At 67.0% G+C, this 25,325-nt stretch carries 25 protein-coding genes; 13 read left to right on the top strand and 12 right to left on the bottom strand.

Translation table 11 applies throughout. The annotated features are described in order from the left end of the window. Positions 1–145 precede the first annotated feature (145 nt). The 12 genes from ACZK3J_RS05600 to ACZK3J_RS05545 all read left to right on the top strand — a co-directional run bounded on the left by ACZK3J_RS05600 (position 146) and on the right by ACZK3J_RS05545 (position 13,509). The gene (locus ACZK3J_RS05600) at positions 146–592 is read left to right on the top strand and encodes a GNAT family N-acetyltransferase (protein WP_088431600.1); all 447 of its coding nucleotides are present in this window, start codon (positions 146–148) and stop codon (positions 590–592) included. Positions 593–821: 229 nt separating this feature from the next. Further along, positions 822–2,522 (top strand): malate dehydrogenase (quinone), encoded by a 1,701-nt coding sequence (mqo, locus tag ACZK3J_RS05595; RefSeq protein ID WP_121503932.1) that lies wholly within the window; start codon positions 822–824, stop codon positions 2,520–2,522. Between the two features lie 268 nt (positions 2,523–2,790). Next, positions 2,791–4,998: a TonB-dependent siderophore receptor gene (locus ACZK3J_RS05590; protein WP_197655880.1), complete on the top strand. Its 2,208-nt coding sequence runs from the start codon at positions 2,791–2,793 to the stop codon at positions 4,996–4,998. Between the two features lie 222 nt (positions 4,999–5,220). Continuing rightward, the gene (mdcA, locus tag ACZK3J_RS05585) at positions 5,221–6,864 is read left to right on the top strand and encodes a malonate decarboxylase subunit alpha (protein WP_197655879.1); all 1,644 of its coding nucleotides are present in this window, start codon (positions 5,221–5,223) and stop codon (positions 6,862–6,864) included. 10 nt (positions 6,865–6,874) lie between these two features. Further along, complete coding sequence (mdcC, locus tag ACZK3J_RS05580) at positions 6,875–7,195, top strand: malonate decarboxylase acyl carrier protein (RefSeq protein ID WP_197655878.1); 321 nt, start codon at positions 6,875–6,877, stop codon at positions 7,193–7,195. Further along, positions 7,192–8,100, top strand: a complete 909-nt coding sequence (locus tag ACZK3J_RS05575; RefSeq protein ID WP_197655877.1) for a biotin-independent malonate decarboxylase subunit beta — start codon at positions 7,192–7,194, stop codon at positions 8,098–8,100. The genes mdcC and ACZK3J_RS05575 overlap by 4 nt, the downstream gene beginning before the upstream one ends. A gap of 2 nt (positions 8,101–8,102) precedes the next feature. Continuing rightward, the gene (mdcE, locus tag ACZK3J_RS05570; RefSeq protein WP_100437554.1) at positions 8,103–8,807 is read left to right on the top strand and encodes a biotin-independent malonate decarboxylase subunit gamma; all 705 of its coding nucleotides are present in this window, start codon (positions 8,103–8,105) and stop codon (positions 8,805–8,807) included. Continuing rightward, positions 8,800–9,441, top strand: a complete 642-nt coding sequence (gene mdcG / locus ACZK3J_RS05565) for a malonate decarboxylase holo-[acyl-carrier-protein] synthase (protein ID WP_197655876.1) — start codon at positions 8,800–8,802, stop codon at positions 9,439–9,441. The genes mdcE and mdcG overlap by 8 nt, the downstream gene beginning before the upstream one ends. Then, positions 9,438–10,295 carry a triphosphoribosyl-dephospho-CoA synthase MdcB gene (mdcB, locus tag ACZK3J_RS05560; protein ID WP_317217504.1) on the top strand — a complete coding sequence of 286 codons (858 nt, stop codon included), beginning with the start codon at positions 9,438–9,440 and terminating at the stop codon, positions 10,293–10,295. The genes mdcG and mdcB overlap by 4 nt, the downstream gene beginning before the upstream one ends. Next, positions 10,292–11,212, top strand: a complete 921-nt coding sequence (gene mdcH, locus ACZK3J_RS05555) for a malonate decarboxylase subunit epsilon (protein WP_197655874.1) — start codon at positions 10,292–10,294, stop codon at positions 11,210–11,212. Before mdcB ends, mdcH begins: the two co-directional genes overlap by 4 nt. 104 nt (positions 11,213–11,316) lie before the next feature. After that, on the top strand, positions 11,317–12,684 hold the full coding sequence (locus tag ACZK3J_RS05550; RefSeq protein WP_032127621.1) for an SLC13 family permease: 1,368 nt from the start codon (positions 11,317–11,319) through the stop codon (positions 12,682–12,684). Between the two features lie 105 nt (positions 12,685–12,789). Then, positions 12,790–13,509 carry a GntR family transcriptional regulator gene (locus ACZK3J_RS05545; protein WP_012510388.1) on the top strand — a complete coding sequence of 240 codons (720 nt, stop codon included), beginning with the start codon at positions 12,790–12,792 and terminating at the stop codon, positions 13,507–13,509. Positions 13,510–13,657: 148 nt separating this feature from the next. Here the strand turns inward: ACZK3J_RS05545 and ACZK3J_RS05540 are convergent, their stop codons facing one another. Next, positions 13,658–13,990, bottom strand: coding sequence for a hypothetical protein (locus tag ACZK3J_RS05540; RefSeq protein WP_414576680.1), 333 nt, complete (start codon positions 13,988–13,990; stop codon positions 13,658–13,660). 152 nt (positions 13,991–14,142) lie between these two features. Here ACZK3J_RS05540 and ACZK3J_RS05535 point away from each other — a divergent pair, with 152 nt between their 5' ends. After that, the gene (locus ACZK3J_RS05535) at positions 14,143–15,090 is read left to right on the top strand and encodes a nucleoside hydrolase (protein ID WP_100437526.1); all 948 of its coding nucleotides are present in this window, start codon (positions 14,143–14,145) and stop codon (positions 15,088–15,090) included. Positions 15,091–15,094: 4 nt separating this feature from the next. On the opposite strand, the gene ACZK3J_RS05530 is transcribed toward ACZK3J_RS05535, so the two are convergent. From ACZK3J_RS05530 to ACZK3J_RS05480, 11 genes are all read right to left on the bottom strand, one after another. Beyond that, positions 15,095–16,354 (bottom strand): MFS transporter, encoded by a 1,260-nt coding sequence (locus ACZK3J_RS05530; protein ID WP_149908831.1) that lies wholly within the window; start codon positions 16,352–16,354, stop codon positions 15,095–15,097. Between the two features lie 77 nt (positions 16,355–16,431). Next, positions 16,432–17,445: a hypothetical protein gene (locus tag ACZK3J_RS05525; protein WP_414576704.1), complete on the bottom strand. Its 1,014-nt coding sequence runs from the start codon at positions 17,443–17,445 to the stop codon at positions 16,432–16,434. 97 nt (positions 17,446–17,542) lie between these two features. Next, positions 17,543–17,953 carry a hypothetical protein gene (locus tag ACZK3J_RS05520; protein WP_414576678.1) on the bottom strand — a complete coding sequence of 137 codons (411 nt, stop codon included), beginning with the start codon at positions 17,951–17,953 and terminating at the stop codon, positions 17,543–17,545. A gap of 27 nt (positions 17,954–17,980) precedes the next feature. Further along, on the bottom strand, positions 17,981–19,117 hold the full coding sequence (locus ACZK3J_RS05515) for a metallophosphoesterase (protein WP_414576676.1): 1,137 nt from the start codon (positions 19,115–19,117) through the stop codon (positions 17,981–17,983). Positions 19,118–19,251: 134 nt separating this feature from the next. Further along, positions 19,252–20,790: a TerC family protein gene (locus tag ACZK3J_RS05510; RefSeq protein WP_180837924.1), complete on the bottom strand. Its 1,539-nt coding sequence runs from the start codon at positions 20,788–20,790 to the stop codon at positions 19,252–19,254. A 43-nt stretch (positions 20,791–20,833) separates the two neighbouring features. Next, on the bottom strand, positions 20,834–21,058 hold the full coding sequence (locus ACZK3J_RS05505; protein WP_032127628.1) for a helix-turn-helix domain-containing protein: 225 nt from the start codon (positions 21,056–21,058) through the stop codon (positions 20,834–20,836). Beyond that, positions 21,058–21,525 (bottom strand): DUF2975 domain-containing protein, encoded by a 468-nt coding sequence (locus tag ACZK3J_RS05500; RefSeq protein ID WP_032127655.1) that lies wholly within the window; start codon positions 21,523–21,525, stop codon positions 21,058–21,060. Before ACZK3J_RS05500 ends, ACZK3J_RS05505 begins: the two co-directional genes overlap by 1 nt. Before the next feature lie 182 nt (positions 21,526–21,707). Next, positions 21,708–22,289 (bottom strand): NMCC_0638 family (lipo)protein, encoded by a 582-nt coding sequence (locus tag ACZK3J_RS05495; protein ID WP_049398870.1) that lies wholly within the window; start codon positions 22,287–22,289, stop codon positions 21,708–21,710. A 128-nt stretch (positions 22,290–22,417) separates the two neighbouring features. Beyond that, positions 22,418–22,921 (bottom strand): GNAT family N-acetyltransferase, encoded by a 504-nt coding sequence (locus ACZK3J_RS05490; protein WP_197655670.1) that lies wholly within the window; start codon positions 22,919–22,921, stop codon positions 22,418–22,420. A 14-nt stretch (positions 22,922–22,935) separates the two neighbouring features. Next, complete coding sequence (locus tag ACZK3J_RS05485) at positions 22,936–23,373, bottom strand: hypothetical protein (RefSeq protein ID WP_032127634.1); 438 nt, start codon at positions 23,371–23,373, stop codon at positions 22,936–22,938. A 72-nt stretch (positions 23,374–23,445) separates the two neighbouring features. Beyond that, the gene (locus ACZK3J_RS05480) at positions 23,446–25,188 is read right to left on the bottom strand and encodes a GGDEF domain-containing protein (protein WP_197655669.1); all 1,743 of its coding nucleotides are present in this window, start codon (positions 25,186–25,188) and stop codon (positions 23,446–23,448) included. Positions 25,189–25,325 lie beyond the last annotated feature (137 nt).

Here is a 25,325-nt window from a genome sequence, read left to right as displayed (position 1 = left end):
GTTTAAGGCCCAAACGACATTCTGGGCAAAGACGACTTAATCCCCTCCGTCCCCTTTTTGCTCCATCCAATCTCCACGAAGTCTCCACACCGGGTCGATGCGTGATGCGGATACTGGTCGGCCGATCACTGCAAGGATGCCCTGCATGCCTGTATTCGTCCGCGATGCGCGCCCCGAAGATGCCGCCGCCTGCATCGACCTGCGCGGGCGCACCCGCGAAAACGCCTTCAGCGCCGCGCAGTTGGCAGAGCTGGGCATCACCGAGGACAGCTGGGCGGCCGGCATCGCCCAGGGCGATTCGATCGGCCGCGTCGCCTGGGAGGGCGAGCGCATGGCCGGCTACTGCTTCGCCGACCGCGACAGCGGCGAGGTGCTGGTGCTGGCCCTGCTGCCCGAGTATGAAGGCCGCGGCATCGGTCGGCAGCTGTTGCAGGACGTGGTCAGCCTGACCCGCGATGCCGGCCACCAACGCCTGTTCCTGGCCTGTTCGGCCGACCCACGCTCGCGCTCGCATGGCTTCTACCGGCGCCTGGGCTGGCGCCCGACCGGGCAGGTCGACGAGGCCGGTGACGAGATTCTTGAGCTGGTCTGAGTGAAGCTGTCGCCAGGGATGGCCTGACGCTGGCAAGGCTTCGTTCGCCGGGTATCACCCGGCGCTAGCGGGTGAGGATGGCGCGAAACGCCGGATGCTGCGTTGCATCAAAAACAGACCGGATCCGGTTAGAATCGCGGATGGATGGCGCAAGGCGTTGTTTCTTCACGCCCTTTCCCTGCCCCACGCGCATCCTGACCCCTTCCCCTCCGCCAACGATCCCGCCCCCATGAAGAAATTTGGCAAGGCCCTGCTCGCCCTGCTCGTGCTGCTGTTGCTGGCCGCCGCGCTGTTCCTGTACTGGCCGCTGACCCAGCGCTCGGTGCCCGCCGCCAGCAACGACAAGCCCGTCGACGTTGTGCTGGTCGGCGCCGGCATCATGAGCATCACCCTGGCCACCTACCTGCAGGAACTGCAGCCGGACTGGAACATCCAGGTCTACGAACGCCTCGACGGCGTCGCCGGTGAAAGCTCCGACGGCTGGAACAACGCCGGCACGGGCCACTCGGCCTTCGCCGAACTGAACTACACCCCCGAACTGCCCGACGGCAGCATCGAGACCAAGCGCGCGGTCGGCATCGCCGAATCGTTCGAGGTCTCGCGCCAGTTCTGGTCGCACCAGGTGAAGGAAGGCCGCCTGAGCCAGCCCAGCGACTTCATCAACCCGACCCCGCACATGAGCTTCGTCTGGGGCGATGACAACATCGCCTACCTGCACAAGCGCCAGCAGGCCCTGGTGAAGAATCCGCTGTTCTACGGCATGCAGTACTCCGAGGATCCGGCACAGATCAAGCAGTGGGCACCGCTGCTGATGGAAGGCCGTGACCCGAAGCAGAAGGTCGCCGCGACCTGGATGCCGCTGGGCACCGACGTCAACTTCGGAGTGATCACCCGCCAGCTGACCACCGGCCTGCAGCGCAGCCCGAACTTCAGCCTGCACCTGAACCACGAAGTGAGCGCACTGCGGCAGAACGCTGACAAGAGCTGGAACGTGACGGTAAAGGACCTCAAGGCCGGAACCGAGTCCACCACCCACGCCCGCTTCGTGTTCATCGGTGCCGGTGGCGCCGCGCTGAAGCTGCTGCAGATGTCCGGCATTCCGGAATCGAAGGACTACGCCGGCTTCCCGGTCGGTGGCCAGTTCCTCGCCTTCCAGGGCCAGGACGTGACCTCGCGCCACGGTGTGAAGGCCTACGGCATGGCCGAAACCGGTTCGCCGCCGATGTCGGTGCCGCACCTGGATGCGCGCAAGCTGGACGGCAAGCCGGTGGTCCTGTTCGGGCCGTTCGCGCTGTACAGCACCAAGTTCCTCAAGCACGGCTCGTGGTGGGACCTGTACTCCTCGGTCACCCACAACAACGTTGGCCCGATGCTGGAAGTGGGCAAGGACAACCTGGACCTGGTGCAGTACCTGATGGCCCAGGCACGCCTGAACGATGCTGATCGCCAGGCCGAACTGGTCAAGTACTTCCCCAATGCCAAGCCGGGCGACTGGAAGCTGGTCACCGCCGGCCAGCGCGTGCAGATCATCAAGCGTGATCCGCTGAAGGGCCCGGTGCTGCAGTTCGGTACCGAGATCGTGACCGACAAGGACCACACCATCGCCGCCCTGCTCGGTGCCTCGCCGGGTGCATCGACCTCGCCGCCGATCATGCTGGACCTGATGGCCAAGGCCTTCCCGGACCAGATGAAGGCCGGCTGGGAAACCCGCCTGCGCGAGATCGTGCCGTCGTACGGGCGCAAGCTCAACGACAACGCCGCGCTGGTCAACGAGATCCGCACGCTGACCAGCCAGACCCTGCGCCTGCCGTACCTGGAGGTGCCGGTGGATGCGGACGCGGCATCGCCCGCTCCTGCGGTGGTGCCGGCAGCGGTTCCGGCACCAGCCAAGGAAAAGCGCAACGCCAACGAGGAACTGCAGGCGCTGTAAGCCTGGCAGATTCCCTGCAGCAGACACGGACGGCCACCTTCGGGTGGCCGTTCGCGTTTGGGCCGCTCCCTGCTGCAGAAAGCGATGCCCGGCGCCGGGAATCCTATGCACAATGACGCGAATTGTAATGTTGTTAAGAATTATTTACATTTGCGCCCTGCGCAGTGACCGCGCCCCTCCCAGATGGACCTGATGTGCCCGAAGCCGCCGCCCCGGGTGCTGGACGACTGTTGCCGCCCCCTTCCCGTCTCCGAGCTTCGAACCCACCATGTCCCTGACGTTCCGTAACCGCCTGCCCCGCCGCGCGCTGCTGCCGGCTGCCCTGCTCTCTTCGCTCGCGCTGGTCGCGTCTCCGGCGTTCGCCGAGGCCGCCGCCGATGCATCCGACGCCAAGACCCTGGACCGGGTCAGCGTCCGTGCCGAGCAGTCCGCTCCGCCATCCAGCACCACCCGCCTGGCGATCACACTGCAGGAAACCCCGCAGTCGGCCACTGCGATCAGCCTGAAGCGCCTGCAGGACGAATCGCTGTTCAGCATCAACGACGTGATGCGCAACGTCACCGGCGTCAGCGTGTCCTTCTATGACACCCAGCGCCCGCTGTACTACGCACGCGGCTTCGCCATCACCGACTTCCAGGTCGATGGCATTCCCACCTACAGCGGTTCCACCAACCAGGAATACGACACCGCTTTCTACGACCGCATCGAAGTGATCCGCGGTGCCAACGGCCTGCTCAGCGGCGCCGGCGTGCCGTCGGCCACGGTGAATCTGCTGCGCAAGCGGCCGGGCAAGGAGTTCGATGCCTCGTTCGCGGTCAGCGCCGGCAGCTGGGACTATCGGCGCATGGAGGCGGACGTGACCGCGCCGCTGACCGATGACGGCCGTTTCCGCAGCCGCGTGGTCGCCGCCTATACCGATCGTGGCCTGTATTACGACCGCTACGACGAGAACAAGATGGCCGGCATGGCGGTGCTGGAAGGCGACGTCACCGACAGCACCACGATCACCCTCGGTTACCAGAGCCAGGACAACAATCCGACCGGCTCGACCTGGGGCACCGTGCCGTTCTTCGACAACCAGGGCAATTTTGCGCACCTGCCGCGCTCGACCAACCTGTCGCCGAAGTGGAGCTACTGGAAGCGCGAGAGCAACACTGCCTTCGCCAACCTGGAACAGCGCTTCGGCGACAACTGGCTGCTGAAGATCAACACCGCCTACACCCGCGGCAACGTGCAGAATGTGCGCCTGTACGGCACCGGCAACCCGGACCCGGTGACCGGCTCGGGCATCTTCCTGCGCGCGGCCGCCGGTGATTCGAAGGACACCCGGCGCAACGTCGATGCTTACCTGACCGGCAGCTTCGATCTGTTCGGCCGCGACCACGACCTCACTGTGGGGGCCCAGTGGTCGGACCTGGAAGGCACGACGAATACCCTGGCACTGAACTTCCCGGCCGACTGGGCAACGTGTGTCAGCGCCACGGGTGCACGCGAACGCTGCTACTACATTCCCAACGTGTACAGCTGGAACGGCGATATCTCCGAGGTCACCTACCGCCGTACCGGCGCGCGCCGCGTGGCCAAGACCACGCAGAGTGGCATCTACCTGGCCACCCGCCTGCGCCTGGCCGATCCGCTGTCGCTGATTGCCGGCGCACGCCTGAGCCGCTGGGAAACCCTCAGCCGCTCCTACAACGCCGCAGGCGCCTACACCGGCACCAGCGGTGCATACAAGGTGAGTGATGAAGTCACCCCGTACGTGGGCCTGGTCTACGACATCACGCCGAACGTCTCGGCGTACGCCAGCTACACCGAGATCTTCAACCCGCAGAACTTCAAGGACCGCAACGAGAACCTGCTGGCGCCAGTACAGGGCTCGAACCTGGAAGCGGGCATCAAGACGCAGTGGTTCGATGGCCGCCTGACCGCCAATGCCGCCGTGTTCGAAGCCAAGCAGGACAACTACGCGGTGCGTGACATGGGCGTGCCGGAGGGTTCGCTGAGCGATGGCACCTCCGCCTACGTCGGCGTCAACGGCACCAAGGCGCGCGGTTGGGAGATGGACGTCAATGGCGAGATCCTGCCGGGCTGGATGGTCAATGCCGGCTACACCCACGTCAAGGTCACCCGCGCCGCCACCGATCTGCTGTACGCCAACCCGCCGAAGGATCTGTTGCAGCTCAACACCCAGCTGCAGCTGCGCGGTGCGCTGGAACGCCTGAGCGTTGGCGGTGGCGTGCAGTGGCAGAGCAAGGTGCAGGGCTACAACATCGCCTACCCGCTGGGCGGCACGGTGACGGTGAACCAGCCGGCCTACATGCTGGTGCAGTTCAACGCCAACTACCGCATCAGCGACAACTGGACGGCAACGCTGAGCGTGCGCAACGCACTGGACAAGACCTACTGGGCGAATCTGGACTACAACAACTACGGCGAACCGCGCTTCGTGTCGGCCAGCCTGCGCTGGAAGTTCTGAGCCACCAGAAACGGTAGTGCCGGCCGCTGGCCGGCTCCAAGCGATGCATCGATGACGCGGAGCCGGCCAGCGGCCGGCACTACCCCGATCGATGCGGGTCATCCTCCATTTCAATCTGAATGGGCCCGCCTTCGCGCGGGCCCTTCTTTTTGCTGCAGTGCGGGTTGCATGCCCGACTGTAATTATGCCGTAATTACATCGACACCAATCGGAAGCCGGTCGATGAACCCGAGCTGGGATACGTTGGAACGCAGCCGCCAGGCCCGCCTGGAACGTGCCGCACAGTGGGCCCGGGGACGTGAGGTCGCCGCCACCGACGTGGGCGAGCTGCTGCACGCGCTGCTGGAGCCGGGCGACAAGGTCTGCCTGGAAGGCAACAACCAGAAGCAGGCCGACTTCCTCGCCCAGTGCCTGGCTGACCTCGATCCCGCGCGGGTGCATGACCTGCACATGGTGCAGTCGGTGCTGTCGCTGCCCTCGCACCTGGATGTGTTCGAACGCGGCATCGCCTCGAAGCTGGACTTCTCGTTCTCCGGCCCGCAATCGGTGCGGCTGGCCAACCTGGTGGCCGAAGGGCGCATCCAGATCGGTGCCATCCACACCTACCTGGAACTGTTCGGCCGCTACTTCATCGACCTCACGCCCCGCGTAGCGATGGTCGCCGCGCAGGCGGCCGACCGCCACGGCAACCTCTATACCGGCCCCAACACCGAAGACACCCCGGTGATCGTCGAAGCAACCGCGTTCGGTGGCGGCATCGTCATCGCCCAGGTCAACGAGATCGTCGACACCCTGCCCCGCGTCGATATCCCTGCTGACTGGGTCAACTTCGTAGTGCAGGCCCCGAAGCCGAACCACATCGAGCCGCTGTTCACCCGCGACCCGGCGCAGATCTCCGAGATCCAGGTGCTGATGGCGATGATGGCGATCAAGGGCATCTACGCCGAGTACGGCGTCAACCGCCTCAACCATGGCATCGGCTTCGACACCGCGGCCATCGAGCTGCTGCTGCCGACCTACGCCGAATCGCTCGGGCTGAAGGGAAAGATCTGCCAGCACTGGGCCCTCAATCCACACCCCGCACTGATTCCGGCGATCGAATCGGGCTTCGTCAAATCGGTGCATTCGTTCGGTTCCGAACTGGGCATGGAGAAGTACATCGCCGCACGCAGCGATGTGTTCTTCACCGGTGCCGATGGCTCGATGCGCTCCAACCGCGCGTTCTCTCAGACCGCCGGCCTGTATGCCTGCGACATGTTCATCGGTTCCACCCTGCAGATCGACCTGCAGGGCAACAGCTCCACCGCCACCCGCGACCGCATCGCCGGCTTCGGTGGCGCACCGAACATGGGCTCCGATGCACGTGGCCGCCGCCATGCCAGCGAGGCCTGGGTCAAGGCCGGCCAGCAGGCCGCACGCCCCGGTGAGATGCCGCGTGGCCGCAAGCTGGTGGTGCAGATGGTGGAAACCTTCCGCGAACACATGGCACCGGCCTTCGTCGATCGGCTGGACGCCTGGGAGCTGGCCGAGCGCGCGGACATGCCGCTGCCACCGGTGATGATCTATGGCGACGACGTCAGCCATGTACTGACCGAAGAAGGCATCGCCAACCTGCTGCTGTGCCGCACCCCTGAAGAGCGCGAACAGGCGATCCGCGGCGTGTCCGGCTATACCGCCGTGGGCATGGGGCGCGACCGCGCGATGGTGGAGAACCTGCGCGACCGCGGCGTGATCCGCCGTCCCGATGACCTCGGCATCTCCGTGCGCGATGCCAGCCGTGACCTGCTTGCGGCGCGTTCGGTGAAGGACCTGGTGCGCTGGTCCGGCGGCCTGTACGACCCGCCCAAGCGCTTCCGCAACTGGTAAGGGGCTGAGCATGGAAACCCTCGACTATCGATTCGAAGGACACACGGCGGTGCAGTTTCCGCGCGATGCAGTGCTGGTCGGCGTACTGGCCTCGGGCAACCTGGAAATCCTGCTGGAACCGGCCGCACTGGACGGCGCGATGACGGTGCGCATCATCACCGCCGCGCAGGGCTTTGGCCGCGTATGGGAGGCGGTGATCGGTGATTTCGCACAGCGCCATCCGCTGCGCGATGTACGCGTCTCGATCAATGATGCCGGTGCGACCCCGGCGGTGGTCAGCCTGCGCCTGGGCCAGGCGGTGGAAACCCTGCTTGCTGGAGATCCACGATGAGCCGGACGCAGCGCCACAGTTACTACGAAGCCGATGCACGCGAGCGCATCGCCGGCCTGGCCGACGCCGGCTCGTTCCGCGAATTCCTCGGCCCGGCGCGGCGGATGATCAGCCCGCACCTGGCACAGCTCGACCAGCCCGCGGCGTTCGACGACGGCATCGTTGTCGGCGAAGCCACACTGCGCGGCCGACGCGTGCTGCTGGCCGCACAGCAGGGTGAATTCATGGGCGGCGGCGTGGGCGAGGTGCACGGCGCCAAGTTGACCGGGCTGCTGCACCGTGCAGCAGAAACCCGACCTGACGGTGTGCTGCTGCTGCTCGATACCGGCGGCGTGCGCCTGCACGAAGCCAACGCGGGGTTGATCGCCATTTCCGAGATCATGCGCGCCACGCTGGATGCGCGCGCTGCAGGCGTCCCTGTGGTGGCGCTGATCGGCAGCGGCAACGGCGCATTCGGTGGCATGGGCATCGTCGCCCGCTGCTGCAGCACGGTGGTCATGTCCGAGGAAGGCCGGCTGTCACTGTCCGGGCCGGAAGTAATCGAGACCGTGCGTGGTGTGGAAGAGTTCGATTCCCGCGATCGCGCGCTGGTCTGGCGCATAACGGGAGGCAAGCACCGCTACCTGATCGACCAGGCACAGGTGCTGGTGCCCGATGCCATCGAGGCGTTCGCGCAGGCTGCCAGTAATGCGCTGCAGCCCGATACCAGCAGCACCGATCCAGATACTGCACTGGCCGCGCTGCAGGAACGCCATGCGGCACTGAAGGCGCGCGTGCAGGCCTGGGGCGATTGCCGCGATGGCCTGGAGATCTGGGCGCGGCTGGGTATCACTGCCCCCGAGCGACTGCCGCTGCTCGACACCGATGCGTTCCTCATCGCCACCGCCGACCGGAGCCTGCCATGAGCATGCCGCTGCAGACCCTGCTCGATGCCCTGTTCCCGCATGGGCATGCCATTGCGGTGAACGATTCGGTGCTGACCGGCAGCGCCACCACCGAGGATGGCGAGGTGACCGTGATCGGTACCGCCGACAAACTCGAAGTCGGCGTGGACCACGCATTGGCACTGGCCGAAACCGTGCTTGCCAGTACCGCCGCGCTTCCACAGCGACCGATCGTGATGCTGGTGGACACCGCTGGCCAGCGCCTGGCGCGGCGCGACGAACTGCTTGGCATCAACGGCTACTTCGCTCACTTGGCGCAGACGCTGGATCTGGCACGCCGACGCGGTGCGCGGCTGGTGACCCTGGTCTATGGCGAGTCGGTCAGCGGCGGCTTTCTGTCGTTCGGCCTGATGGCCGACCACATCCACGCCCTGCCCGATGCACAGGTGCGGGTGATGGACCTGCGCGCGATGGCGCGGGTGACCAAGCAACCGCTGGAGAAACTGCAGGCACTCAGCCAGACCTCGCCGGTGTTCGCGCCGGGCGTGGAGAACTACGTGGCGATGGGTGCGGTGGAATCGCTGTGGGAGGGGGATCTTGCCCAGCACTTGCTGCAGGCGCTGCGCACGCCCGCCGAAGGCGACCTGCGTGCCGCACGCGGCGCACAGCGCGGCGGTCGTACCCTGGCGGCAGGGGTTTCGACTGCGGTGGCCCACGGCGATGCCTGAGCGGCCCGCCCGCCACACGCTGGCCTGGCTGTCGGCCGATGCCGACTGGCGGGCTGACGTGACTGCACAGAAACCACGCCTGGCAGCGTGGTTCGCGCAGGGCCTGCCGGCCATGGTGGCGCGCTGTGCGGCGGACGACCCCGACCCTCGGCTGCGCCTGGGGGTACCGCTACCGCCAAGCGAAGGCAAGCAACGGCTGGCGCTGCGCGTGGCCCTGCAGGACGTCCAGCAGCTGCAGCCTCCCCCTCCCTTGGATCACGTTCTCGCCGGCGGCGTTCCGGCGGATTGGCAGGCGGCGTTGCAGGCAATGCTGCGGCTTGCACCGGCCCGCGTGTTCGGCGCCTTCGCATGGCAGCACCTCACCGGACTGCCCTATGTGCACCCGCGCTCGGACATCGACCTGCTGTGGCAGGTGGATGACGCGCGCCAGGCCGACCTGCTGGTCGAACGCCTGCAGCACTGGGAAAGCGCCTATGGGCATCGCGTGGATGGCGAACTGTGCCTGGTGGATGGTGGCGCGGTGAACTGGCGCGAATACGCCGGTCGCAGCCGCGAAGTACTGGTCAAACGCATTGATGGTGCCGCTCTGGAACTGCGCGAGGCCTTGTTCAACGCCACTGGAGTTGTCGCATGAACGCCGTCGTGAAGCGCGTCGCCCGGTCCACCCCGGCGGTGGACAGCGCGCGCCTGGGGCGCCTTGCCATCGCCAGCCTGCACGCCGAACTGGCCCTTGCCCCCAAACCGGGACTGGTTACACCGTTCGATCGCGGCAGCCACCACGACATGGATGCCGGCACCTTCCTGCGCAGCCTGTTCGCGTTGCGCCACTATTTCATCGCCGTGGCCGACGCCGGTGCCGGCGCGGCGCCGTTCCAGACGCTGCGCCGGCATGGCATCGCCGCCGAGATATCGATGCTGCACGCCACTGCGGGCATCAACACCCATCGCGGTGCGATCTTCAGCCTTGGCCTGCTGGTGGCCGCGTCCGCTGCCTGCTGGGGCCGCGCGGGCCGCGTCGCCGCAGCCGAGCAGGTCTGCCAGGAAGTGCGCCGTTGGGCGCCCGAGCTCGCCGACGCACCTCTGGATGCGAACAGCCCTGGCCAGCGCGCGCGTGCACGGCACGGCGTGCAAGGTGTGCGCGAACAAGCGGCCGCCGGCTACCCGCTGCTGCGCGAAGTGGCACTGCCTGCCCTGCGCCACGCACTGGCCAGCGGCCTCCCACGCGAGGCCGCGATGTGCCAGACCCTGATGCAGCTGATCGCGTGCGTGGATGACCTCAACCTGCTGCACCGCGGCGGCGCCGACGGCCTGCGCTGGGCCCAGCGGCAGGCACGCACCTTCCTGGACGCCGGCGGCACCTTCGCGCCGGACTGGCAGGTACATCTGCGTCGCATCGGTGACGGCTTCGTCATGCGCCGGCTGAGCCCGGGCGGCAGCGCAGACCTGTTGGCCTGCAGCCTGTTCCTGCTGCAGCAGGAGCAGGCATGAGCCTGGCCCTGCTCTGCCCCGGCCAAGGCGCGCAGCACGCGGCGATGTTCGATCGCGTGCGCGATCTGGCTGCCGCGCGGCCGGTGCTCGATGCCACGAGCGAACTGCTCGGCCGCGATGTATTCGCCGCTGCGGCGGCCGACGACCACTTCGACAATGTGCGGGCGCAACCACTGCTGTGCGCAGCAAGCCTGGCGCATTGGCAGGGCCTGCGCGAGGTATTGCCAACGCCGACGGTGATCGCGGGTTACAGCATCGGCGAGCTGGCCGCACATGCCATCGCCGGCGGCGTCGATGCGGCCACCTGCCTTGCCCTGGCTGCGCAGCGCGCGCTGTTGATGGACAGTGCCAGCCCCGCCGATGCAGGCCTGCAGGCAGTGCTTGGCCTGGAACGCCATGTACTGCAGCCGCTGTGCGATCTGCACGGAGCGCACGTGGCCATCGCCAACGGGCAGGACCATTTCATCGTGGGCGGCACGCACGCCTCATTGCAGCGGCTGGCCGATGCCGCGCGGCCGCAGGGTGCGGACATCCGTCCACTGCCGGTGCACGTGCCTGCACACACACCGTTGCTGACAGCGGCGGTCGCACCGTTCGCTGCCGCACTCGACGCCTCGCCACTGCAGGCCCCACGCCTGCCGCTGCTGGCCGGCATCGATGCGCGACCGGTGCGGGATCGCGCAACGGCAGTCCACACGCTGTCGGCGCAGCTCGCGCAGACCATCGAATGGGCGCAGGTGATGCGCCAGGCCTTCGAGCGTGGCGCGCGGGTGTTCCTGCAGCTGGGCCCGGGCAACGCATTGGCGCGCATGATCGCGCCGGCCTATCCGTGTTGCGAAGTGCGCGCGGTGGAAGAGTTCCAGAGCCTTGAAGGCGCCGCGGCGTGGGTCCGCAGCGCGCTGGAGCGGCTGCAGTAACGGGTTCGAGCAGTACGTATCACGCAACACGCAGTACGTCGCCTTGCCCCGGGATGGCGGGTCTCCATCCGCGCTGTACGTGAGTCACGTGTCTGGGAGGGCGCATGAGTCCACAAATCGCAACGATCATCGGTCTGGTGATCATGTTCATCGTCGCCACCGCGATGCCGATCAACATGGGTGCCGTCGCCTTCGCGCTGGCCTTCATCATCGGCGGGCTGTGGGTCGACATGGGCGGCAAGGAGGTCCTGGCCGGCTTTCCCGGCGATCTGTTCCTGACCCTGGTCGGCATCACCTATCTGTTCGCCATCGCGCAGAAGAACGGCACCATCGACCTGCTGGTGCACTGGGCAGTGAAAGCCGTTCGCGGCCATATCGTGGCCATTCCGTGGGTGATGTTCGTGATCACCGCGGTCCTCACTGCGTTCGGTGCACTGGGCCCAGCGGCGGTCGCGATCATCGGCCCGGTCGCGCTGCGCTTTGCCAAGCAGTACAACATCAATCCACTGATGATGGGCCTGCTGGTCATCCATGGTGCGCAGGCGGGCGGCTTCTCGCCGATCAGCGTGTACGGCAGCATCACCAATGGCGTGGTGCAGAAAGCCGGGCTGGAAGTGACCGAGATGGCGGTGTTCCTGACCAGTCTGGGCTTCAACTTCATGATGGCGACGATCTGCTTCTTCGCCTTTGGTGGCATCGCCCTGCTGCGCCGTGGCTCGATCACCGCAGCAGGAACACTCGGCAATGCCGAGCTGGCGATGGCCGGTGGCCCGCAGGCGTCGTCGCGCCAGTTCGCGATCGAAGGTCATGGCGCGCTGGTCGCGGCAGGCGGCGGCACGCTCAGCAATGATCCGGTGGCACTGGATGCGGTGAACCTGACCCGCGAGCGGTTGTTCACCCTGATCGGCCTGCTCGGCCTGGGCGTGGCCGCGCTGATCTACAACCTCAACGTCGGCCTGGTCTCGATCACCGTGGCGGTGGCGCTGGCGCTGTTGTCCCCGCAGAGCCAGAAGGGTGCGGTCGATGGCATCAGCTGGTCCACCGTGCTGCTGATCTGCGGCGTGGTGACCTACATCGGCGTGCTGGAACATGCCGGCGCGGTGGACTTCATCGGCAACGGTGTGTCCGACATCGGCATCCCGCTGCTCGGTGCGCTGCTGGTCTGCTACGTCGGCGGCATCGTCTCCGCATTCGCTTCGTCGGCAGCGGTACTCGGCGCGACGATCCCATTGGCGGTGCCGTTCCTGATGCAGGGCCACCTCAGCGCCGCCGGCGTGATCTGCGCGCTGGCGGTGTCATCCACCATCGTCGATGTCAGCCCGTTCTCGACCAATGGCGCACTGGTGGTGGCCTCGGCAGCGAAGGAAGAGCGCGAGACCCTGTTCCGCCGCTTCCTGGTCTACAGCGGCCTGGTGGTGGCACTGGGGCCGTTGCTGGCCTGGCTGGTGTTCGTGGTGCCAGGCTGGATGTAACGACCCAACGGTAGTGCCGGCCGCTGGCCGGCACTCTCATGAAGCCATCCAGCAATCATGGGTTGCCGGCCAGCGGCCGGCACTACCTGGCGGTACACTTCCACCATGGCCATTGCCCCTGCCCCGCGGTCACCGAAGAAGCGCGCACCCCTGTACGAAGAGGTGGCCGAACACGTGCGCGAGCGCATCTACGATTACCGGCTGCCGCCGGGAGAATGGATCGACGAGCCCGCGCTGTGCGAAGAACTGGGCATCAGCCGCACGCCCCTGCGCGAGGCGCTGAAGCTGCTGGCCGCCGAAGGCCTGGTGCAGATCGATGCCGGTCGTGGCAGCCGGGTCACCCGGTTGACGCTGGAAGACCTCAACCAGCTGTTCCCGGTGATGGCGATGCTGGAAGGCCGCTGCGCGCATGAGGCGGTGAAGCACATCGACGACGCCGGCGTGCAGCAGCTGGAAGACCTGCATGCAGCGATGGAAGCAGCGGCGGCCGAGGGCAACATCGCCGAGTACTACCGCAACAACTACCTGATCCACGAAACCGTGCAGCACTACGCGGGCAACCCGTGGCTGATCCGCATCACCCACGACCTGCACCGCATCCTGAAAATGCACCGTGGCCGCCAGCTGTTGACGCCGGGCCGCACCGCGCAGTCGTTGGCCGAACACCGCGAGTTGATGGAGTGCTTCCGCCGCCGCGACGCGCAGGCTGCCGAACGCACCATGGAACGCCATCTGCTGAGCCAGGGCCAGGCGCTGGCCGCCTATGTGGCGGCAGGCGGGCTGCTGAACGTACCGGCGCCGTTGCCGACCGAAGGCGGCGGCTGAGCTGTTGAGGTTGCCGGCCAGCGGCCGGCACTACCGGCCGCAGCCAACCGCTGTTCTGTAGAGTCGAGCCATGCTCGACTGCCTTTCGATCAGGCACCGAGGCGTTGGAGCGAAGTGCAGTCGAGCATGGCTCGACTCTACAGAGACCTCAATCGCTGCAGCTGCCACCACCACCGTCACTGCTGCCGCCGTCGCTTCCACAGTCGGAGCTGCTGTAGCTGTGATGACTGTGGCTGTCCCCGGAATAGCCGCCGGAGAAATCGGCGGGCCCACCGCCACTGCCATCGCTCCGCGCGGGTGAGCCATCGGCCGTGGCCACCGCCATGCACAGGATCGCACCGACCAGCGGCAGCAGCCAGACCAGCAGCAGCTGCACCGCCCGCCCCCCGGCCGACAGGCCATCGCGCCTGACGATCACCACGGTAGCCACCACGTTCAGGCCCAGCACCAGCAGGACCAGCAGAAGGGCAACGATCAGCATTCGGCGACTCCGTGCCTGGACTGGGGGGCATTATGGCCTGCCCCCCCGGCAATGGCCCTGCCTGTCATGAAGATGGGACAATGTAGGGCGCGCCGGCCTGCCTCCGGGCCGCCGGCGCCCCCCGCACCACACGGAAGAAGAAGAACAACAACATGCTGAAAGTCATTTTCGATACCGACCCGGGCGTCGACGACGCCCTGGCCCTGCTGTACCTGCACAAGCACGCCCAGATCGACCTGATCGGCGTCACCACCACCTTCGGCAATGCCTCGGTGGAGTCGACCACGCACAACGCGCTGTACCTGAAGCAGGCCTGGGGCTTTGCCGCTCCGGTCGCGCGCGGTGCCGGTGGCCCGCTGCAGCCGGAAGCCACCCCGGAAGCCTGGCCGGTGCACATCCATGGCCAAAACGGCCTGGGCAACCACCCGGTGCCGGCCAGCCTGGACGTGGCCGCCGATGCGCGCCCGGCCCATCAGCTGATCATCGACCTGGTCCGCGCCCATCCGGGCGAGGTGACCCTGGTCGCGGTCGGCCGCATGACCAACCTGGCCCTGGCCCTGCAGCAGGCCCCGGACATCGCCGGCCTGGTGCGCGGCGTGGTGATCATGGGTGGCGCTTTCCACGTCAACGGCAACATCACCCCGGCCGCCGAGGCCAACATCTGGGGCGATGCCGAAGCCGCCGACGTGGTGTTCACCGCCAGCTGGCCGGTCACCGCCATCGGTCTGGACGTGACCACCCGCGTGGAAATGGACCGTGACGGCCTGGACAAGCTGGCTGCCATCGGCGGTACCGACGCCGAGCTGGTGCGTGCGCTGTCGCAGGACTACGTGGACTTCTACCTGCAGGCCGGCCACAAGGGCATGGTCGTGCACGACTGCTGCGCGTGCATCGCGCTGACCCGCCCGGAGCTGTTCCAGTTCGAGCGCGCCAGCGTGCGCGTGGCCACCGACGGTGTCGCCCGCGGCATGACCATTCCCAAGCCGGAAGGCCTGGCGTTCGGTCCCAGCGTGTGGGATGGCCACGTGGTGCAGTCGATTGCCATCGGCGTGGATGCGGCCGCGGTACTGGCCGACATCGAGCAGACCCTGAAGGTCTGACCCGCTAGCGCCTGGCCCTGCCCGGGACCGTCTCGGGCAGGGTCCACAGCACCGGCAGCACCAGCACCGCCACCAGCGCGATCATCGCGCCCGGCGCCGCTGCCCAGCCGCTGCGCTCCACCCACCATTGCGCCAGCCATGGCGTTGCGCCGCCGAAGAAGGCGGTGGCCATGGTCACCCCCAGTGCCAGCCCGCTGACCCGGCCTTCGCCGGGGAACTGCTCGGCCGTGGCCGGGGCCGCGACCGCGCTCACGCCACCGGCCACGCAGGCCAGCAGCACCGCCGCCAGCCCGATGCCCAGCGCCGTCGCCTCCGCCATCCACGCGAACAGGGACAACGGCAGCAGCGCCGCCAGCAGAGTCAGACCCAGCAGCATCGGCCGTCGTCCGACGCGGTCGGACAATGCGCCGCACAGCGGCGTGATCGCAATGACCGCCACTGCCGCAATCGTCGACAGCCACAGTGCATCACCTTCGTCATGACCCTGCGCATGCAGGAATGCCGGCACATAGGTGATGCCGACGTAGTAAGTGATCGATCCCAGCGCCGAAATCGCAAACGTGCGCGCTACCGCCAGCGGGTGGTTACGCAATACGTGGCGAAGCGGCGTAGCCGGAATACTGCCCTCGCGACGCTGGCGTTCGAACTCCGGCGATTCGTGCATGCCCGAGCGCGCGACCAGGATCACCAGTGCCAGCGCGGCACCGAAGAAGAACGGAATGCGCCAGCCCCAGCTGTCCAGCTGCGCGGTGGGCAACAGCGCCACGGTCAGCGCGGAGATCGCTACCGCCAGTAGCGCGCCCACTTCACTGGCTGCCGATGCCAGCGAGGTCACCAGGCCACGTCGCCGCACCGGCGCGCTTTCCAGTAGATACGCCACCACGCCGGTGTACTCACCGCCCACCGAAAACGCCATCACGCAGCGCAGTACCAACAGCAGCACGCCCGCCGTAGTGCCCGCCGTGGCCGCTGTCGGCAGCAGCGCGGTGGCCAGCATCGCCGCTGCCATCAAGGCCATCGATGCCAGCAGCATCCAGCGCCGGCCCAGGCGATCCCCCAGGTGGCCGAAGCACAGTGCGCCCAGCGGGCGCATCAGGTAGGACACCGCAAAGCCGGCCAGGGTGACCAGCAGCGCCTGCTCGCCACCACCGAAGAACACCCGCGACAGCACCGTGGCGAAGTACAGATACAAGGTGAAGTCGTACCACTCCACCACCGTGGACAGGCCGGCCACCCACATCGAGCGCTGCCGCTCGGCAGTCATTGCGTGTTCGCCTTCAACAGCCTCGATCCCGGTTGCGCAGGTTCGGGGAGGATGTCACGGCCGGGGTGAAATACCGGTCATCGGCTATCCGTCGCCTGCATGTACTGGGTTTCATGGCCGGTGAATCGCTCACCGTCAAAGCCGAAGCAGAAGCGTCCTTCCTCGAACACGCGGTAGACCAGCAACGCACCATCAAGGCAGAACTGCTGCTGGTCCACACCCGTTTCCAGGGTCCCGTAGCCGGCGGCGTCTCCGCCCTTCCCCGCCGGGCCGGTGAAGGCATCGATCGGCAATGGCGTGGCGCGTCCGGTGCGGGTGTCGACCAGCACCAGCGTGCGCTGGAAGTACTCGGGACGATCATCGACCTGTACCAGCAGATAGTGCTGGTTGAAATTGGGCTTCTGATGCTGGAGAGCTTCTTCAATGGCGGCCCGGTGCCGCGCATCGCAGAAGTCGACCGGACTGTAGCGGTAGCTGCAACCGTCGTGGTCGTAGGGCAGGTTCATGCCGGAATAGCTCACGCCTGCCTGGCTGCCCGCGTCATCTCCCGGCTCCGGCGTGCTGCACAGCAGCCACGAGCGCTGCGCATCTTCAGGATCAGCCATCAGCTTCGGTTCGCGGCCCGCTTCGTAAGCCGCGCCACCCGGGAAGTCCTGCCCCAGGTGCTGGCGGGCGATTGAACGCGCCTTCTCCAACGGCAAGGCAATCCTGGCCCCACGGAACGAGACGAACGTCATCGTCGGCAGGATCACCTCTTCCACCGGCAATCCTTTCCATTGCCCACCCGTGCAGAACGTGGCGATCTCATTCTCTTCGTCCACCTTGCAGGGCTTCGGCGCATTCGTGGCCAGCCAGGGATGTGCCGGACGCTCGGTCTGCTGATCGATGTACCAGCCGTCCAGCGCACAGGTCGGCAGCGCATCGAGCAGCGGAGAGAGGTCTTCTGCCATGGCCGGGGCGGCAAGCGGTGTGCCCGCTGCGGGTGCTCCGGTCGGCGCATCGGTTGTGCGCTGGCATGCCGCCAGCGCGAGTAGACCAACCAGCAGCGCGACGTGGCGCGGACGCCGGATTGAATGATGCGCTCCCTGCATTGCGTGTTTCCTGGTTTCAGAACCCAGTGCAGATGATCGCCGATCCGGGGCCGGCTGGGACGCGGGGTGCTGCGCGACCTCCACACATGGCGTGGAGCTACCCGGTGTGCTGGCTTGCCGCCCTGTAAGCGGCGTAGGCATCGAGGATCTTCTGCATCCGGGCCTGCTGCTTCGCGCCCATCGGCACCCGCTGCACGCGCTTCAGCAGCGTCTTCCACATATATCCGGAACGGAAGAAGTACGGGCGCACCTCAAGGAAGGTCAGCACGACATCCACCGTGTTCGGATCCTGCTCAGCCAGTTGCTTCAGTGCATTGGCGTAGCCACCCGGGAACGCAAGCTGTTCATAGCGCTGGTTGTATTCCGCGCAGGCTGCAGTGTGCCGCTGCACTTCTTCCGGGCCACGCCAGCGCGCGCCAGCGGCTTCGCGGATGGCTTGGCGCAGCCGATTGATCTCGTCCGCATTGGCGCGGATCAGACGTTCCATGGGTGCGCGGGGATGGGACATGGTGCCTTCCCTGTGGTTTGTCAGGGGTCACGGGGCGCGGCGCAGGGTGATCAGGGTGATTTCCGAAGGAACGCCGATGCGTGCCGGGAAACCGGCCCACAGGCCAGCACCATTGCTCACGTACAGTGTCATGCCATCCACCTCGTAACGCCCCGACACATAACCGCCATTGGCGCGCTTCACCAGCTGGTCCATGCCAATGATCTGGCCGCCATGTGTATGCCCGGACAGCTGCAGCTTCACCCCACGCGCGGCAGCCTCGCGTGCGTTGCGCGGGCGATGGTCGAGCAGGATCACCGGCGCGCCCGGATCGGCGCCAGCCAGCGCGGCCTCCAGGTCCGGCAGCGGCAGACCGTAGCGTGCGGCCACCGGGTCGGTGACACCGGCGATGGTCAGCGCCGCGTCACCGCGTCGTACCTGCAGATGACTGTTCTCCAGCACCTGCATGTGCAGCGCGCGGAACGCCTGCATCCAGTCCTGGTACTGCGCGTAGTACTCGTGGTTGCCGGTGATGGCAATGACGCCATCCGGCGCCTGCAGGTCGGCCAACGGACGCGCGTCCTCGCGACGGGCCTCGACACTGCCGTCGATCAGATCGCCAGTGATCACGATCAGGTCCGGCGTCAGTGCGTTGCTGTCGTCCACCACCCTGCGCACCCACTCACCGGTCAGCAGGCGGCTGGCATGGATGTCGGTCAACTGCAGCACGCGATAGCCATCGAACGCGGCCGGCAAGCCGGCGATGCTCACCTCGATCTGCCGAGGCTTGGGGACGGCCATGCCCTGGCTGACGCCATAGCCACTGACCAGCAGCGCCAGCACACCCGCCGCCGGGCGCAGCTTCGGCGCGCGCAACGCCGATACAGCACGTGGCCTGCGCAGGATGCGCGACACCAACAGGCCCGCGTCCAGCACCAGCAGGAACAGCGCCAGCAGCAGTACGGCAGTCGAACCCGTGGCCAACGAGGCGATGGCCAGCTTCGGTATCTCCGGCGAGGCCATCGTGCCCCAGAACATGGCGACGATGCGCAGCTGCACGGCAACGCTCACCAGCAGCAGCGACAGCACGACCTTCATCCAGATGGGCATGCGCAGTGGCCAGAACAGGCGCCAGGCCACATACAGGCCCATCAACAAACCGATCGTACTCAGCACTGCAACCATCCTGGAAAGAAAGCGGGCCCGCCATGGTGACGGTTGCCGGCAGTGTTGTGTAGAGCCGGGCCCGTACCCGGCTGCTCAGGAAGCAGTCGAGCATGGCTCGACTCTACAGAGGGCCAGTCGAGCATGGCTCGACTCTACGAAAGCCCGATGCGTTCCACCCGCAGGCGGGCGATGCGACGCTTCTCCATTGCCAGTACGGTGATGCGTACATCCGCAATCTCCACCGTGTCACCGATGTCCGGCAGGCGCCCCAGACGCTCCAGCACCAGACCGGAGATGGTCATGTAGTCGGCACTGCGCGGCAGCGAGACACCGGCCAGACGCTGCAGGTCGTCCAGGGTCAGCGCACCGTCGGCCTCCCACTGGTTCTCGCCCTGCGCCTCCACGCCATAGCGCTCGTCCTGGGTGTCGACCAGGTCACCGGCAATGGCCGCCAGCAGATCGTTGGCGGTCACCAGGCCTTCCACACTGCCGTACTCGTCCACCGCTACCGCCAACGGCACCGGGTGCTGGCGGATCAGTTCCAGCGCCTGCAGTGCGCTGGCGCTGGACAGCACGTACTGCGGCTCGCGCAGGTTGCCCTCCAGCTGCAGCGGCCTGCCCTGCAGCAGGTCGGCCAGAAGGTCGCGGCTCTGCACCACGCCGCGCAGGCTGTCCAGGTCGCCATCACCCACCAGCAGGCGGGTGTGCGGCGATGCCACCAGGCGTGCCACCACATCCTCCTGCCCACGTGCCAGGTCGATCCACTGCACGTCGGCACGCACGGTCATCACGCTCGACACCGGGCGATCAGCCAGGCCCAGCACGCTGCGGATCATCTCGTGCTCGGCCGGCTGCAACCGCTCTTCGGCATCGACGTGTTCGTCAGCGTTTTCGTCGTCGTGGCCATTGGCCGGGCGCGCGCCCAGCATGCGCAGCACGGCGTCGGCGGTACGCTGGCGGAAGGGCTGGCGGCGCTCGTTGCGCTCACGATTGAAGCGCACCCACTGGTTGAAGGCTTCAACCAGGATCGAGAAGGCGATCGCCGCGTACAGATAACCCTTCGGGATCTTGTAGCCCAGGCCTTCGGCCACCAGGCTGAAACCGATCATCAACAGGAAGCCCAGGCACAGCACCACCACCGTAGGATGCTTGTTGACGAAACGGGTCAGTGGCTTGCTGGCCACCAGCATCAGCACCATCGCGATGGTCACCGCGGCATACATCACGCCCAGGTTGTCGACCATACCAACTGCGGTGATCACCGAGTCCAGCGAGAACACCGCATCGAGCACCACGATCTGAGCCACCACCATCGCGAAGCTGGCGTAGACCTTCTTGCCATCCTCGTGATGCTCGCGGCCCTCCAACCGCTCGTGCAGTTCCATCGTGCCCTTGAACAGCAGGAACAGACCACCGCCCAGCAGGATCAGGTCACGCCCGGAGAAGCTGTGGTCGAACAGCGTGAGCAGCGGTTCGGTCAACTTCATGATCCATGCCAGCGCGGCCAGCAGCACCAGCCGCATCAGCAGGGCCAGCGCCAGGCCGATCACCCGCGCGCGGTCACGCTGGTGCGGCGGCAGTTTGTCGGCCAGGATCGCGATGAACACCAGGTTGTCGATGCCGAGAACGATCTCCAGCACGACCAGGGTTGCAAGGCCCATCCATATCGAGGGGTCAGCCAACCATTCCATTTCAGGTCCGTTTCGTCAGTAGGTAAGGGAAAAGGGGAAACACTCAGTCAGCCTCCTGCGCCTGCGCCGGGTCATGCCCGAGCAGGTCACCGGGCGTGCACTGCAGCTCACGGCAGATCGCATCAAGTGTGGAAAAGCGGATGGCGCGCGCCTTGCCGGTTTTCAGGATCGACAGGTTGGCCAGGGTGATGTCGATGCGCCCGGCCAGCTCGGACAGGGTCATGCCCCGTTCCTGCAGCATGCGGTCCAGGGTGATGACGATCGCCATCAGATGACACCATCAAGATCGTCGCGCATCGCTGCACCCACCGCGAACACGCGGGCCAGCACGAACAGCATCAGCACCGCGACCAGGCCGGTGATCGACATGCCGCCGCCCACCTCCATCCAGGTGAAGTCCGGGCCCATCCAGGCGGCGTAGGCGCCGATCAGGATCGACAGCACCTCCATCGACAGCATCAGCCAGGCCATGCGCTGCAGGCGCTGTGCATTGGCGTGGGTGAACGGCCGCTCGCGCGCCGCCGACTTCAACAGCCGCAGCAGGTGGCGCAGGAACATCAGGCACAGCACCAGCAGCGCGACGATCGCGCCCAGGCCCAGGCAGAAATGCAGGAACAGGTCGCTGCCATGCACGGCAGCGGCATCAGCGTCGTGGATGCTGTCGAGCAGCCAGCTGCGGTCGTGGGCGACCAGCGGCACGGCCAGCAGTGCGGCCAGGATGCCCAGCCAGCACATCGCCCGCACCGCCTGTACGGCGGCCTGGGCCAGGGTGAACAAGCCTCGCGCGGGTCTGGCGCGGGCGGGACGAGCGGTCAAGCGGCCTCCGGCATTGGGGTGGCCTCGCCACCCCGGGTGGATTTATCGATAAACGATATACCACTTGCCGCGTGAAAGGCTGAATCGCGAGCGTGGGCCCTTCAGGGCCCAGGCGCGCCCTGCGCCAGCATCGCTTCGCCCGGGGCCGCCGAGGCCATCGCCTGCACGCCGGCTTCGGCCGCCTGCCGTGTGACCAGGCGGAATCGCACCTGCAGCTTGCCCTGCCCCGGCGTGGCCCAGCCGTACTGGATGGCCACCTGATCGGCCGACAGCGGCCCACGCCCTGGCAGCGACCGCACCTGCAACGGCTTCGGTGCGGCCTGCACCAACCGGGCGAATCCCTTCTGCACGACCGCCGCGTCGGCCTTTTCGGCGTAGACCGTACACGTGCCATCGTCAGCCCAGCTCACCGCATAGCGGCCACTGGCCAGAGGCACCATCCAGGCCACGCCCGATTGCCCCTGCAACAGCGTCGCGGCTTCGGCGGGCTGCAACGGCGACAGCCCATTGGATTCCATCAGCGACTGCAACCGCGCCGGGGCACCGATGTGCTGCATGCAGGCGGTGTCGAACAGCTCGCTGAAGGGATCCTGCGCTGGGGCCTTGGCCTTTGCAGTACGCGCGGGTTGCGCCACCGCCAGGGTGGGCAGCAGGGCCAAAGCCAGCCAGAACACAGGACGCATCGGGATTCCACGCTACGGAAAACAGCAGGGAGGATGGCAAAGCCCGGGCGCCACGCGCAATGGGTCATGGCTTGACATGCGTAGATGACGCCCCCGGGTGCACCGATGATGCCGGCCAGCGGCCGGCACTACCGGGTGCTGTAGCGGTAGACCAGATCATCCGCATCGCTGCGCGCGGCCTGCACATCGAGCACGCCGCCCAGCCGCTGCGCAACGGCCTGTGATGCCATATTGTCCGGCGCCATGTAGCTGACCAGGGTCGGCAGCTGCGCCACCACGAAGGCCCAGTCGCGCAGCGCGCCGGCCGCCTCGGTGGCGAACCCCTGCCCTTCATGGCCGTCGTACAGCAACCAGCCCAGCTCCTTTTCAGGAAACAGCGGGCCATGATTGATCCCGACCTGGCCGATGCAGGCTCCCGTATCGGCACGCTCGATCATCAACGCGCCATGGCCGAACAGATGCCAGCTGGCGAGGTCATGGCAGAACTGCCCCCACGCCGCCACCTCACCGAACGGCCCGCCCATGCCCCGCGCACGCGGCGAGGCCAGGAACGCGGCATAGACGCCGAAGTCATCCAGCTGCTGTGGACGCAGCCGCAGGCGCACGGTGTGCAGGGTTGGAATCTCAAGCACGACGGCGCACAGGATCAGTACACGGCCAGGTGGCCACAACCGCGGCGCTGCGGCTGCCCTTCCATCGTCACCTGCACGCTGGCCAGGGTGTCCACACCTTCGGCAGTGCGACACGACTCACGCTTGATCTCGACGATGGCGGGCTGCTGGCCAAGCTCGCCGTTGAGCACGATCAGCGAGCTCGGTGCATCGGCCGGCTGCCCCGGATAGCGCAGCGTGCCCTTGTGGGTACGGCCGTCAGCGCTGAGGCTGGCATCGTGGTTGCCCTGGCCGGTGGAGGCGATCTCAATGCTCCAACCCGCACCGCCGCCGGTGAAAGCCGGCACCGGGCTCAGGTCGGCGGCAACCGAGGGGTGGCGTGGCGCATCCGCAGCGGTCTGCGACGAAGTGGAGGTACAGCCGGCCAGCATCCCGGCCAGCAGCGCTGCAGCAACGACGGGGCGAACGGTCATGATGCGCTCCTGCCAAATGGTCGAAGGTCCAGTCTAGGCAGCCATGCGTGCGCCAGCGATGAACATGATGTTTCAGCGTGGAATGCGCCCACCACCGGCGACCCGCACGCGGTCGCGGCCCTGCGCCTTGGCCTGGTACATGGCCGCATCGGCGGCACGCAGCAGGGTCCGCCAGCCCAAGGCGTCGGTAGCACCGCGGGCCACGCCGAAGCTGGCGGTCACCCGCAGCACGGTACCGCCGGCCACCACGATGTCCAGCTGCTGCAGCGCAAGCCGCAGCGATTCGGCCAGCTGTCGGCCAGCGGCCAGGTCACCGTCGGCCAGCAGCACCAGGAACTCCTCGCCACCATAGCGGGAAATGCTGTCGCTGCGGCGAAGATGGCGCTGCAGCAGTTGCGCCACCTGTACCAACACTTCATCACCCGCATCGTGGCCATGACCATCATTGATCGATTTGAAGCGATCAACGTCCAGCAGGATCACCACTGCGCTCATCCGCCCCTCGTCGTGGCGCTGCTGCACCAGTTCCTCCAGCGCGCGACGGTTCAGCAGTCCGGTCAATTCATCGGTGCCGGCCAGCTGGCGCAGCTCGCTGGTCAGCGCCGAGCGTTCGCGCGACTTCTCGCGCAGCACTTCAATCGCATCGAACAGGCGCTGCATCTCGGCCAGCGGATGGGTGACATGCTGCTCGGGCCCCGGCGCGTCGGAGGCAATCTGGATCACCTGCCGTTGTGCCTGCAGCAGAGGCCGCAGGATCTGCAGATGCGCGATACGCAGCGCCACACCCAGTACCACCAGGGTTCCCAGCGCGGTGGCCAGAAGTACCGCCAGCCGCGTGGCCTCCCGGTTGCGGGTGTGCTCGAACCTGGCGATGGACACACTCAGGTAACCGTCACGCAGCGCCTCAAGCGACTGCAGGGTCGGCACGTAGCGCGTGGTGAACTCGGCAGCGGTCCACGGCGGCGGCAGGCCACGCCGTCCGTCGTCGATCAGCTGTTCGATCATCGGCAGTGACTCGCCGAAGAACTGCCGGCGCGCCATATCCCAATGCCAGGACAGCGTCGGATCACTGCGGAACACCGATTCGTGGCTGCCGGCCAGCCGCCACAGTTCCAGCAGGCGGCCCTCGGTCTGCAGCGCCGCGCGCACCTGTTCGTTGCGCCAGGCACCGGGTACCGCCACCGGCGCCATCACGTTGGAGGCCAGACGCCCGCCGTGCTCGCGCAGGTCGATCAGCACCTGCCCCTGCATGGCTGGAATCGCCGCTTCGCGGTCGGCCCGGACCAGTACGTTGATCTGTGCCGAGGTCAGCAGGTGCAGGCGGTCGACCACGGCAAACATGCCGCTGATCGCGCGCTCCACGTCTTCGACGCGTCGTGCGTCGCGCGGCTGCGCTGCCACCCGGTCCACGCCCGCGCGCGCCGACTGCAGGCGACGTTGCGCGTCTGCCAGCATCCCATGCTCATCCACCACGCCCGGATCAGCCGTGAACACGGCATCCAGCTGCTGCAGCGCGGTGTCCACACGCCTGCGTACCACCGCCAGCTGCAGCGTAAGCCGCGCATGCTCGCTGGCATCGGCCGGGTCGGCACCGAGCAGGCTGTTGGCCGGGCCGCGTTCGGCCGAGACCAGGTTGGCCAGTTCGAAGGTCTGGCGCAGCTGGCGCAGGCTGACCAGGTTGTCCTCGGCAGCGCTGTAGCGCAGCGCGCCCTGGAACAGCGCGATGGCCATCAACGGCAGCGTACAGACCACGAACGACCCTGCCAGGATCCAGACCCAGGTCCGCAGTCCGATGGGCGATGCCTTGCCGGCCATGCAAATTTCCCCTGAAGTGCGGATCACTGTAGCCGCCGGTCCCGGCAGCGCCAAGCCAGTGCCGCGCGAACCGTGACCATAGGCATACCGCAGCCACCGCGAACGCGCCGGCAAGGTCTCACCCCGCGCCGGGCTGG

Source organism: Stenotrophomonas sp. 86428_Sma (assembly GCF_056481585.1).
The sequence above is the reverse complement of the archived record's forward strand: the minus strand, read 5'-3'. Positions and strand labels throughout refer to the sequence as shown.